The sequence below is a fragment of the Flavobacterium psychrolimnae genome, assembly GCF_003312425.1.
Classification (GTDB): domain Bacteria; phylum Bacteroidota; class Bacteroidia; order Flavobacteriales; family Flavobacteriaceae; genus Flavobacterium; species Flavobacterium psychrolimnae.
In genome coordinates, this window is record NZ_QNUX01000014.1 from 82292 (window position 1) to 95482 (window position 13191).

General features: G+C 30.2%; 7 protein-coding genes. All 7 read right to left on the bottom strand.

All coding sequences use genetic code 11. The features are described 5' to 3' along the window. Positions 1 to 364: 364 nt before the first annotated feature. The 7 genes from DR980_RS13895 to DR980_RS13925 all read right to left on the bottom strand — a co-directional run bounded on the left by DR980_RS13895 (position 365) and on the right by DR980_RS13925 (position 13073). Positions 365 to 2077 carry a hypothetical protein gene (locus tag DR980_RS13895; protein WP_113637198.1) on the bottom strand — a complete coding sequence of 571 codons (1713 nt, stop codon included), beginning with the start codon at positions 2075 to 2077 and terminating at the stop codon, positions 365 to 367. 11 nt (positions 2078 to 2088) lie between these two features. Beyond that, positions 2089 to 5856, bottom strand: coding sequence for a YobI family P-loop NTPase (locus tag DR980_RS13900; RefSeq protein ID WP_113637201.1), 3768 nt, complete (start codon positions 5854 to 5856; stop codon positions 2089 to 2091). Positions 5857 to 5934: 78 nt separating this feature from the next. Beyond that, on the bottom strand, positions 5935 to 8814 hold the full coding sequence (locus DR980_RS13905; RefSeq protein ID WP_113637204.1) for a type I restriction endonuclease subunit R: 2880 nt from the start codon (positions 8812 to 8814) through the stop codon (positions 5935 to 5937). 13 nt (positions 8815 to 8827) lie between these two features. Beyond that, positions 8828 to 9571: a hypothetical protein gene (locus tag DR980_RS13910; RefSeq protein ID WP_113637207.1), complete on the bottom strand. Its 744-nt coding sequence runs from the start codon at positions 9569 to 9571 to the stop codon at positions 8828 to 8830. Positions 9572 to 9598: 27 nt separating this feature from the next. Beyond that, on the bottom strand, positions 9599 to 10222 hold the full coding sequence (locus DR980_RS13915) for a DUF1737 domain-containing protein (protein ID WP_113637211.1): 624 nt from the start codon (positions 10220 to 10222) through the stop codon (positions 9599 to 9601). A 2-nt stretch (positions 10223 to 10224) separates the two neighbouring features. Beyond that, a complete protein-coding gene (locus DR980_RS13920) occupies positions 10225 to 11511 on the bottom strand; it encodes a restriction endonuclease subunit S (RefSeq protein ID WP_113637213.1) in 1287 nt (428 codons plus the stop codon). Then, positions 11511 to 13073, bottom strand: a complete 1563-nt coding sequence (locus tag DR980_RS13925; RefSeq protein ID WP_113637215.1) for a type I restriction-modification system subunit M — start codon at positions 13071 to 13073, stop codon at positions 11511 to 11513. The genes DR980_RS13920 and DR980_RS13925 overlap by 1 nt, the downstream gene beginning before the upstream one ends. Positions 13074 to 13191 lie beyond the last annotated feature (118 nt).

The following is a 13191-nucleotide window of genomic DNA, read 5'->3' on the forward strand; positions in this document are numbered from 1 at the left end:
AAAAATGCAGAAGAGGAAATAGCACTGACATTGAAAGGGAAAAAAAGTAATTTAAAAGCAGCTGCTTTTGTAGATTATTATGCCAAAGAAAGACTGTAACTAAATGAAAAGGCAATCGCTACTATTATGCAGCAAATGAAAAAAAACTCCAAAATGGAAGAAATTGCTTGAAATTTCTTTTCTGTCAAAGGATATGAAAGAAAAACATTGGAATCAACTTAAAACTAAGATACAAATGTTTCAATAATCTCAACAAAAAAATGCGGTGAAAAGATTATCTATTCACCGCATTTTTTAGCGTATATGTTTTAGGGTAGAACTATTTAAAGTTAAAATGTTTTTAACTAACACAGTTACTACAACACTACTTTGGATAATCCGTAATTATTTCCTTGAATTTTTCAATAAACAAATTAGTATCAAATTTATCTTTAGAAAGTCTGAAACTAATTGGAGAAAACTGTTTCATTAAATTTTTATTATTAGATTCTTCTACTTCTTCCAAAGTTTCACCCCCAGGCCTTCTTACTGTGATTATTTCTTTTAAATGATTTTCTATAAAATGTCTGAAATTATTATTTTTTTTTCTAAAATAGTTTGTACCAAAAATCAATGTGTCTATATCAATTATTGTTAAATCTTTGATGAACTTTGAATTATACTTTTCTTTTAGTTTCTCTTTAATAGATTTCAAAAACCATTTATTTAAAATATAATTAATTCCTGGGATTTCCAATATTCTATCATTAACTAATAAAATAGGATATATAGTGAAATTCTTTCTAGTATTTACATAATTATCATAGTCAAAATTATTTTCAACTATTTGAAAAACCGAATTTACTAACTGTCCAATACCAATAGGTTTTCCTTTAGTCTCTAAGAATTTATCTTTAAAAACATTTAATATTTCATCAATATCCCCCGAACTTTTTATATCTTTTCTTATTAAAACATCTTTGTTTTCAAAAATAAAAACCGCTTTACCATCTCTAATATAATAATCAGGTTCATGAGGTTTATTTATATTCTGATATTTTTTAACATAATGAGGTCTATTAAATATTTTATCTAAAACCTTTTTCATCAAAAAATCTTCTGAAAATTTAGTATTGAAGAAACTAAAGAATGTTCTATCCTTATCTGATAAATTATTTTTTTTATTAAATGATTCCTTCAAAATGAACCGAACACTTTTATAAAATTTATCTACAACAAAAAAGTGATCAATTATAGAATATATTTCACTATCTATTTTATAAAGTGGGTAATTCTTTAAAATTGTAAAATCATCATCAATATCAATTTTATTCGAGATTAAAGTATTTAAAAATAACTTAGATTCATCATCATCATTTTTTACATAAAATTTATAGCTGTTTTTAGTTTTTAATATCAGTAACTGAGAAAACAAATATTTAACGTGTTTTCTTAACTCATCAATAGATTCTACTTTAAAGTACGAACAAATACTGTCGGTTAAATATTGATATTCAGGATCCGAATTAAAAAACTCTATTAATATTTCAAATCTATCTATAGCACAATAGACTAATTTTCCAAATTCAAATGTGCTATCTTCAAAAATACCTAAATCAGAGGCAGAAAATGTCATAGCAATCATCATCTGAGCAAGTGATTCTCGACTTTCTTTGTTTTCTGATGAAGTTAATTTTTGTTTACCGTTTACTTCTTTATTGATTACTAAAAATGATTTAAACAAATTAATTTCGTCTGAATCAATTTTATTTGGATTATTATTGCCAACGATTAATACTTCTTTATTTGAAAATATTATCTCAGCTAATTTTAAACTCGATTCTCTTGATACTAATTGTGGCTTACCTTTAATGTTATTTTTACGACAATAATAAATTACACGATTAATAATGTCTGTTCTAATATCTAAATTAGACGCAAAATTATCAAAATTAGGTTGTGGGTATGTATTTGCAAAACCTATAATATTTAAAAGAGTTTCTTTAGAAATTAATTTCAGATATTCAATAACTTCATTCTGACTCTCCTCTGGAAAAACATGTTCAAATTCAAGCCGTAATGTATTTGTGAATTTCATTGAAATTATTTTTAGTAGTTAGCAACAGCTCTAATTAAAGTTTTATCTTTCTTGTCTATATCAAAACTTTTGATGAGACCTTTTGATTCTAATTTTGTTAGCAATTCTTTATTGTAAGAGTTATCTCTAAATATTGGTCTATGCTGCTTTACAAATAATTCACTGTAATAATATGCTATACCTTTTACTAAAGAAATAATACTTTCATTACTCAATTCTGTAAAATACAGATTAATTAGACACACCTTATCTTCAGTAGAATCAAAGCTTTTTACAATGCTTTCAATTGTATTGAATTCGAATTCAATTATTTCACATTTACTTACGATAATTTCTCCAACTTTTTTTGCTATATCGTCATTGTCTATAATTATTTGTTTACTCAATTTTGAGATATATTCAAATTTATAGTTAATATTGATTTTTTCAGATTTCAATAAAATTAATATATCATCTTCATCAGTTTCAAATTCAGTGGTTTTTTCAATTATTTTTTTAAAATCCCTTTCGATTAATGTTATATGATTACCTGGAAAATGTTCTCTTAACAAATCATAATTTGATTTTGTTGTATTCAGAACGAACTCTGTTAAGTATATAACTTTATCTTCATTAAGGTTCTCAAAAGGTAAAATACCACGACTATAAATACTGCTTTTTAGAATAATACTATAGCTTTCATATGAAAGCCCATTACACAAAAGTAAATTTTCTCTAAATGAAGCGTAATCAATAGATTCACTTTTAAAAATCATTTTTTCATTAGATAATTCATTGTAAACATTTTCAAAATTTAAAAAACGAATTAAATCTTCATCAATTGTTTTATCACAATCTATATAATAATCAACAACATTGCTCCATTTAGGAGAAACCTTATTTTCATCCAATAGTACACCTTTTAAGGTCTTACTTTTTATATCGCTTATATCAAAGATTTTTGTTTCTACTTTTTCAATAATGTCACATTTTAATTTGAAATCTAATTCTTTGTGATTTAATAAGTTGATTAAACTTTCTTCTTCTTCAAATTTATTCGGATCTAACTTCAAATAGATATTTTTTACATAAGTATTAATTTCAATATTGATATAATTGATTAAAGGTTTACAGTTGGATTTTTGAATGGTTGAATAATTTGAAGAATCAAAAAGACCTTCATCTTCTCGATTTAGTTCAAACATTTGAATAATGTTACCAACGTTAATCTCATAGTGATTGTTATTGTACACAAAATCAAAAAGTTCTTTGGTCTCCTCTGTAGGATTATCCAATTTTTCGAATTTAACTTTTAAAAGTTCAAAAAGCTTTGTAATTTTTCCAAAATAATTTAGTCCATCCGCATTTTTAATTAAAGATAAAAATTGAGGATTAATCTCAATCGCTTTTTTTAATAAGTTATTGTTTTGATTTTTTATTATGGTTTCAAATCTTGAAAATTTAATAATTAAACTTAAATATGTATAAATTTTTTCGTCTGTATAATAATGATTATTATAAAAATATTCCCAAAAACCTTTCCAGTTCTCTACTACTTTTTGAATGAATATATTTAATTGTCGATTTTCATCTGAAATATAACTATCAATAAATTCAATGGATTTCTCCTTTCCATTTGACAATAACTTAATAAACAAATCATATTGTTTTGAATATTCATTATAGTTATTTCCCATAAAATCTAATAAATCAAAATTTAAAATTGTTTCCCTTTCGAAATACTTCAGATCAATATGATTAGTAATAAGATTATCAATGTGTGTTAGTTTGTATTCAAAACCTTCATTAATCCCACTTTTTACATTTCTTTCAAATTTTTTATCTTCTCTGGTTAGTGAGACTTCGTGAAATAATGAAATATAATCGTTGTAATTTTCGCTAATATATCCTTCTAAGATTAGGTTTCTTAACAATCCATTATTAGAAAAATCGCTTAGGTATTGATTTATATCTACTTCTTTGAAAATTTGCTTTAAATCCCAATTTTGAATTTCTGATTTCTCATGTCTTAAGTTTTCGATTTCCCTTTGTAATAAAGTAATTCGGTTGCTATGTTTATTTTCAATTAGTTCTACTCTTTGTTTGTATGTCAAATCTGGATTTACTTCATCTTCTACATCTTTAAAAGATACATTACTTGTATATGCACCATTTCCATTTTGATAATATTTAAAACTTGTCGAGTTGATAATTACATTAAATATATCATCCGGCATTAAATCACTAAATCGGAGCCTTCTATTATTTATATACAAATCTGTTGCGTTATCAATTTTTTCTGAAATTTTAATTAAATATATTGGCTTTAATTCTTCAAGATCAGAAATGTTTTCAGCCTTAATGTTTTCAATTTCAGTTTCGTTAACGATTATTTTTGCGGATATAGTAGAAATTAATTTTTGAACATATGTCCTTTTATTATTGATCAATTTGAATAATTTTCCTTCTTTACAATTTAATTTATTGAAGTCTTCGGGATCAATATTTTTATAAGTAATCATTGCAAATAATTCAGCTTCATGACCATCTAAAACATCAGGTTTTAAAATATTTCTATAAATAACGAATTCATGAAAAATATTGATTAATAACCGCATATCAATATCATCAATAAAAGTAGTTATGTCTGAAATAAATTCTTTAGGGAATACATTTTCTTCTAAGTCTGAATCTTTTATTAGTGTCTTTAATTGATCATTCGCATTTGATGAGTTAATAAAAGGAATTACTGGAATAATATATTCGAAAAATTTTACCCTTTCTTTTTTATCATTAAATAAATCATCTCCAACTGCGTATAAAAACTTAATTCCAAAATTCTTATAAGCAGGTTTATTTCGGATTGTATCAGCATTATTTAGTAATATGTTAAGTTCTCTTAATTTGGTAAATATATTGGTATTATCAAATCGATCTAAATCTTCAATAACTACTACATTGAAATCGTTTTTTTCGAAATAATAGAGTATTTCGTCGTAATGCTCATTTAGTATTGACTTACTAGAATCATCACCGATTTCAATTTCACCTTTTAAATTAACCTTATTAATTTTTGAATTACTAAACAATTCAACTACTAATTTTGAAAAATATCCAATTCCAAAAAAAGAAATTAAGAAAACACAAACGGAACTCCAATCTAAATCATGTTTATAAATCCAAGCATTGGGATTTATATTTTTTAGATAATCATATTTGAAAAGTAATATTAAACTTGACAACCATAAGACAAAAGAAAAAGGAATTAATCCCCATAGTTTCCAATTTGGAATATTTACGATTCTTTTAAAACGAGATTCCGGAAGATTTGCGGGCTTTACTTTGTAAATTATTTGTTGTAAAATACTTATTTCAAGTTGTTTTTCAATTTCAGTATTACTAATTATAGTTTCTTTAAATTCCTTTACAATCTCTCTTTCAGCTTCTTTTTCCGACTTCCCATTTTTAATTTTTATTTCATAAATATCTTTAAAGTTGTCTTTTCTCTTAGTTTGATTAAAAGCAGCTAATGAAATATTTAAAAATTTAAAATCATTCTTATGCAAATGTTGAAACGTTTTTAGCAGAGTACTTTTACCAGAACCATATCCACCTGTTAAAGCAATATTATTTATTCCCTTCGCATTTAGAGTATCTTTTAATTTATCTAAATAGGGTTGTACTTTGGCAAGATCATTATCTAATGTTAAAACTTTTGGAGCAAGAGAAGAGATAGAAGTTACATCATCAATTACATTTTTACTTTTTTTAAAGAAAGAGAATATAGGGCTGGAATTCATAAGTTTATTTTTGATTTAAAATATTTTACTTTAAAACATTAACTTTGGTACTTAAGTCTTTGATATTATTTATAAATTCTAAGCCATCATCCCCTTCACAAAAACCTCCACAAACTCTTTCATTTTAGCAATAATTCGGTCACCAATGGATCTGGCTTGCAGGATGCTGGGCCTGTTGTCTAAGCATTGAAAAACTTCATCTTTTATGGGCTCTCGACCGCTATAGATGTACGCGTCGATTAAGGATTTGAATTGTGCTTTGTCCAGGTGCTCTTCCTCGCATAGTTTGCCTAATGCCAAGACTTTTTGATCTTGCCAGTATTTTTCAAATTCATCTTCAATAGAATCACCGTCTTTGATGTTGGGCATGTTCTCATCAATGAATTTTTGGATTAAATCCCTTTTGCTTCGTAGCTGAATGTCTCCTCCCAATAAATCAATGATAGCTTTCTTTTGCGCTGCCGCTGCCGTTGGCGTTTTTTCGCCTTTCAATTGAGCTAACAATTTCAAGATGCACGCTACGTTGATTTGGTCGGTATGGATTAATTCTAATTCAAAATCGATGTCATCCAGAATCGATGTCTTTTGTTTTTCATTATCCTGCTTCACCTTTTGGTAGATGTCTAAATACTTGGCTTTGTAGTCCTCGTATTCTTGCTCATCAATTCCTAAATCCTCCCAATCAAAATCAGTGTAGGATTGCAATACATTCATGGCTCGCATCAATTTTCTGAACGCTTGCACAAATTGAGCATCTTCATCTTCGCTTTTTAAATCATTTACACTTTGATACGTGGGTGTAATTTCTCTTAAAAGTTTCAAGGCCTCATCAAACTTTTCAGCAATGGCCTCATAATCGGGCATGGTAACGACTTCAATGGCCTCTTTGTTCGAAAACAAAGTAATAGCCTCATCAGTAGCTTTTTTAAGGTTTCTAAAAGCCAAAATGTTTCCTTGTGACTTCTGTTCTCCTAATATCCTGTTGGTTCTGGAATAGGCCTGAATCAAACCGTGTTGTTTCAAGTTTTTATCTACATAAAGTGTATTTACTTTTTTAGCATCGAAACCGGTAAGCATCATATTCACGACAATCACAATATCCAATCGGTCTTTCTCGTGATTGAAGTTTTCTTTTTCGCGATCTTTTAATCGCTGGCTTATATTTTTGAAGTAATTCTCAAACTGTTGGCTGTCCTTTGTCGAAAAACTGGTATTGTACATTTTGTTGTAATCACTAATGTATTTTTCTAGCTTGTCTCTGGTGTGCTTGGATTGATAGGTCGTTGGCTTTTCCGCTAAAACATCAAAGTCAACCTCGTCACTTGGTAAATAATCTTGCGCTTCTTCTGAATCTTCATTGGTGCCATACGTAAAAATAGTAGCAATGCGCAAGTCGTGTGCTCCAGCTTCTTTCTTTTGTTGAAAAAGGTCGTAATACTGAATCACATTATCAATACTGCTTACTGCTAACAGTGCAGAGTAGTCTTTATTGAACGTCTTTTGATCGTGATACGCAATGATATAATCTACAATTTTATTGATTCTCTTTTCGGAATCCAGCACTTCTTGTTTGTCAATATCTTCTACTTCTATATCTATAAAAGCATTGCTCTTGTTCTTGTATTTCCCAACATATTCAATTCCAAAACGCAAAACATTTTGATCCCGAATCGCATCTGTAATGACGTATTTGTGTAAGCAGTTGCCAAACAAATCTTTGGTGGTACGTTTTCCTAAATCATTCTTGGAAGCATTTTCGGCAAAAATTGGTGTTCCTGTAAAACCTATTAGCTGACTTTTTTCAAAGAATTTGGTAATGCGGTCGTGTGTTTCTCCAAATTGGGAACGGTGGCACTCATCAAATATAAAAACGATTTTCTTATGTCGTAAAGCTTCTATTTTGCCCGAAAACCTTTCCGAAATGGCATTGTTCAATTTTTGAATCGTAGTCAAGACAAGCTTGGTATTATCGGTCAATTGCCTAACTAACGATTGGGTATTATTAGTGACATCAACACTATCTTTTTTGAAAGCGTTGAACTCATTCATGGTTTGATAATCCAAATCTTTTCTGTCGACTACAAAAACGACTTTATAAACTTCAGGCAATTCCATCAAAATTTGGCTGGCCTTGAACGAAGTTAAGGTTTTACCCGATCCTGTAGTGTGCCAAATGTATGCGTTGTCATTCGAGTTTTTGACTTGGTAGATAATCGCCTCGGTAGCAAAAAATTGATATGGACGCAACACCATCATCACTTTATGGGTTTCGTTGATCACGATGTAATGCGCAATCATTTTACCCAATTGGTTTGGGTTTAGGAAAGCAGCTGTAAACTCTGGTAACTCGGTGATGTTTTTATTATTGGCATCAGCCCAAAAGAAGGTTTGTTTGACCGATTGTAATTTATTGTTGGCCAAATATTTCGTATTGACGCCATTGCTTATCACAAACAATTGCACGTATTGAAACAAACCATGGTTGCTCCAAAACGAGTGCATTTGGTAGCGATTGATTTGGTTGAACGCTTCTTTGATTTCAATGCCGGAACGTTTCAATTCTATTTGTACCAATGGCAAACCATTGACCAAAAGTGTAACATCAAAACGGTTTTTGTAACTGCCTTCCAGACTGATTTGATTGGTAACTTGATATAAATTCTTGCTGTTATTCTCTGCATTAAAAAACCGAACATAAAACGAAGTCCCATCTTCCTTAGTTAAATGAAAGCGATCCCTAAGTGTTTTGGCTTTTTCAAACACATTGCCTTTGGCCAAGTGATTCAAAACGGCATCAAACTCTTTGGTTGTAAATGTGGTTTCATTGAAAAGCTCCAACTGACTTTTAAGGTTGGAAACTAAAGCGTCTCCATCCTGAATTTTGACAGATGAATAGCTTAAACCCCGCAATTGCTTGATTAAGTTGTTTTCTAATGTGGCTTCGGATTGGTGGCTCATGACTATTAAATTATTAATCCTTTTTTATTCGATTATATATCTGTTTATCATTGTAATCAAATATTTCTATTACTTTTTCTAAACTAGGGTGTTTTGATTTATTTTCTTCACAAAATTCCTCAACTTTTTCCCAAGAAAGAAAACTCATTTCAAAATCTATCTTATCATTAAATTTATTAATATCTTCTTGAAGTGTCGGAATAATACCAATATAGTAGGCTTCTTTACATTCAATTAAATTAAAAGCTTTCTCAACAATAGGATTGTTTCCTATTTTCCTATTTCTAAAAAAGGATTTGATTTCAAGCTTTTCACCTTTTTTATCTATTTTATCTTTTTCAATCTGTTTTTTTATTTCTGGCCAATTGTCAATTAGTTGTTTTTTAAAGTAAAGCTGATAGAATAAGTTGGATGAATAACCTTTATATTCTTTCTTTTGAAAGTACTTATCAAATTGAGTTTTTATAATCCAGTTACTACCCGATGTTTTAACTTTTCCTTCAATAAATAATACTATTTTGTCGTCTGCCTTTTCGATTTTTTCATCTTTGTAATGAATGATAATTACCAAATCTGCATCACCAAAATCTGAAAAGGATTGTTCTAAAAGTACAGTGTACCTATCCGGTTTTCCTAAATTAAAAGGTTCGTTTAATGTTATTTTATTGATAAATTCTCCCATTAACTCTTTATCCTCACCTATAGAGAATATCAAAGAATTGATTATACCACGTTCCGAATAGCCTAGAATTTTCATACTTTATCCTTTTATATACCGAAATTATTAATCCTCGTATTTAACCATCGCCTGACAATATATAAAATCAAAAGAGTCTCTTTTTGACATTGAAACCCCACCTTGAAGTTCATATCCTTTTTTCAAATAATAGATGACACTCTTTTCAAAATCAGTGCGAAAAGTTTCAAAATCGAGATTGTGATTATTTTCTACAATTGCGCTTTCTTTAATTTTCAGCTTCTGAATTTCACTTGTTGCCCTCTCATTTTTTTTATCAATAGCAGCAATTTCATTCTCCTTTTTTCGAGTTTCTTTTTTAAGTTCTACTCTATAATATTCATCCTCCTTTTCATCTAAAAAAGCATAAGATGTTATTCTTATTAACGGGTGTAAATCAGTGTATTTATTTTGATAAAATAAATCATCACTCTCAGATACTTTATAAGTTGAAAAATCTTCAACTATATTCAAAAGTTTATCAATGTATTTAATTACTTCCTGGGAAAGTATTTTTTTGTTCTCCTGAATTAATATTTCATTCTCAATATTTTTTATATTTAAGCTTATATTAAGGGCTTCCCCTTTATTTGTTGGAGAATAATGTTGGTTATATTCATTTGGATCTTTTCTAACCTCTACAACAATATAATCTATAATTTTCCTATTCATAACTATACAAACATTTGCTGCAACAATCCTTTTTTAAATTCTTGCGTTTTTACCAATTCCCCATTGACCTGTTCTATTTTACCATCGATGCCCGATAAAAAATTGGCGATTTTTTGTTGTTCGGGTAGGGATGGGATTTTCATTGCTACCATTGCTAACCTTCCTGTTGAAATACTTAGAATCTTACTGCCTTGAGCAATTGTCATAATTTGTTTTCGAAAATTATCTGAACGAACTATATATCCTGAAAAACCAATATACATTCTCGTTTTATTGGGCCTTGCTAGAAAAGTATGGAGACCTGCAAGAACTTTTTCATTCTTTAGATTTATAATTTCAATAGATTTTCCAATATTTGCATAATCTTCTGAAGCATCTGTAATTACTAAATCTCCCTCTTGACAATAGCATTCCTTTTTTATTTTAGAAACATCAAAATCTGAATTTACAAAAGGAATTAATTCATTTTTAATATCGAATAGAGTTTTAAACTTTGTGTGAATGTCTCCGTAATGTATATTTTTTACTTCACCATATTCATAATTTAATTTTTCTCTTGATAGAGAATTAGTAGTATAGAATGTGAAGATGTCACCAAAAAATTTCTCTTCCCAATCCGCATAATCCACTCCATTCTCATCTTTAAACCGCAATTTACCTGAGAACAATTGTTGCATTACACCTTTTTTGTATTGGGATAACAATTGCTTTTTACGGGAAAGTTGCTGTATTTTTTCATCGACTGCACTTAAAAAAGAAGCTATTTTATGTTGTTCGGGGATGGTAGGAAAATCAATTGGAATAGAATTACAATTATCCTTATTCATGTATGGAACAGCCGTTTTAGTGGCAACTTTATCCATATATTTCTTCTTCAAATTTAGTTGATAAAGTAGAAATCTATAATCAATTCTTTCTTTGGGAATAAAAGCATGTAATTGTTGATTAATAATAATTTCCTTTCCAGCAATAGCTGACAAACCTAGTTCACCAACACAGGAAATAATAATTGAGTTGATTGGAACTATTTTTGATCCAACTTTTTTAGCTTCTTGTCTTGAAATATTTAATCCTTTTTTCGAATAATTTATGATTCCATTGTGTTCGATATCAGGCGTAGTAATCCAGGGAATGTCACCTTCAAAATTTGTTGGTTTATTTCTACCCGGGACAATACTATCGCACAAATCACCTACCTTTTTCACTTCCCATTCCCCATCAAACCCAGAAAATCGTAATTGTGGTACTATTCCTTTTTTAGAACCGTTTTTTAAAGTTGCTGTATTCATTAAAATGGGGTTTCGATTCCTAATTCTATACAAAAATCTGCAATGGTAGCATCGGTCGTTTTAGATTGTGAAGCTAATTCCCGTAATTCGGTCGTTATTGCTTTTAAATCTATGGCATCTTCCTCTTCAAACGTATCTACATAACGCGGAATGTTCAGGTTGTAATCGTTGGTTTCTAATTCGCTTAGCTTCGCCAAATGGCTGTATTTATCTTCGGGCAAACGGTTTTCGTAGGTACTAATGATTTTATCAATATCCTCGGTACGCAATACGTTTTGGGTTTTTACTTTTTCAAAATGTTGGCTGGCATCAATAAACAAAATGTTATCTGGATTGTTGCGTTTTTTCTTTAGGACCAAAATACAAGTCGGAATACTCGTTCCGTAAAAAATATTGGCGGGTAAACCTATTACGGCATCAAGGTAGTTTTTCTCTTGTATTAAATATTGGCGAATGTGTCCTTCGGCACCGCCACGAAACAAAACGCCATGTGGCAAAACAATAGCCATGGTTCCGTTATCATCTAGCTGGTGCACCATGTGTTGCACAAAAGCAAAATCAGCTTTAGAACTTGGGGCGAGTTTCCCGTAAGCCGAAAAACGATCATCCGTCATGTGTAGCGGACTCGCAGACCAGTTGGCTGAGAATGGTGGATTGGCAACGATGGCTTCAAAACGCAAATCGTAATGTTGTGGGCGTTCTAGAGTATCTTCGTTTTTAATATCAAAACGTTTGTAGTGTACATCGTGCATGATCATGTTCATGCGGCACAAATTGTAGGTGGTAGGATTCATTTCCTGACCGTAAAAAGCACTTACATCTTTTACTTCTTTGGCTACGCGCAACAGCAAGGAACCCGAACCACACGTTGGGTCATACACACTTTTCAGTTTGTCTTTACCCACGGTTACAAGTTGTGCTAGAATACTACTGACTTGTTGTGGTGTATAAAACTCACCTGCTTTTTTGCCGGCACCACTGGCAAACTGTCCTATTAAATATTCGTAAGCATCGCCCAAAACATCGCTGTCGGTATTTTCTAAATCAAAGTCGATTTCGTCTAAGTGAATCAAGACTTTTACGATCAATTCGTTTTTATCCGCTTCGGACTTTCCTAGTTTGTGTGACGTTAAATCTAGATCAGAGAACAGGTTTCCAAAATCTTCTTCGCTTTCTGATCCCATCGTACTTTGCTCAATGTGCGTTAGTACTTTGGCGAGATCGCCCAGAATGAAATTGTTTTTTCCGCCTGCGTTGCCTCTGCGTGCTAGTTCTGAGAATAAATCGGCAGGCTCTAAGAAATAGCCTAATTTGTCAATAGCCAATTGTTTTATTTCTTGCATCAAGAGTGCTTCGTCAGGATTTCCTATCACTTCTTGAAAAGTCAAACCGTCGGGTTGTAGGATGGTGTTGGCGTACAAATCCATTTTAGTACTAAGGTACTTGTAGAAAATGAAACCTAATATGTAGTCTCTAAAATCATCGGCATCCATTTTCCCACGAAGAGTGTTTGCGATGTTCCAGAGTTGTTGTTCTAATTTTTGTTTTTGTTCGGCTGCCATTAAGCGATGATTGTTTTGAAAGATTTGCAATTTCCGCTAAAGTATTGAATAATTCATTAAGGCAAAAGAGGAAACCTCTAAAGTGATTTTTAAATTACAATAATTCCATACCGTTTGT

Bases quoted from the DNA above. Each gene is read 5' to 3' on its own strand.
- DR980_RS13895 (WP_113637198.1), bottom strand. From the start codon at position 2,077: ATGAAATTCACAAATACATTACGGCTTGAATTTGAACATGTTTTTCCA.
- DR980_RS13900 (WP_113637201.1), bottom strand. From the start codon at position 5,856: ATGAATTCCAGCCCTATATTCTCTTTCTTTAAAAAAAGTAAAAATGTA.
- DR980_RS13905 (WP_113637204.1), bottom strand. From the start codon at position 8,814: ATGAGCCACCAATCCGAAGCCACATTAGAAAACAACTTAATCAAGCAA.
- DR980_RS13910 (WP_113637207.1), bottom strand. From the start codon at position 9,571: ATGAAAATTCTAGGCTATTCGGAACGTGGTATAATCAATTCTTTGATA.
- DR980_RS13915 (WP_113637211.1), bottom strand. From the start codon at position 10,222: ATGAATAGGAAAATTATAGATTATATTGTTGTAGAGGTTAGAAAAGAT.
- DR980_RS13920 (WP_113637213.1), bottom strand. From the start codon at position 11,511: ATGAATACAGCAACTTTAAAAAACGGTTCTAAAAAAGGAATAGTACCA.
- DR980_RS13925 (WP_113637215.1), bottom strand. From the start codon at position 13,073: ATGGCAGCCGAACAAAAACAAAAATTAGAACAACAACTCTGGAACATC.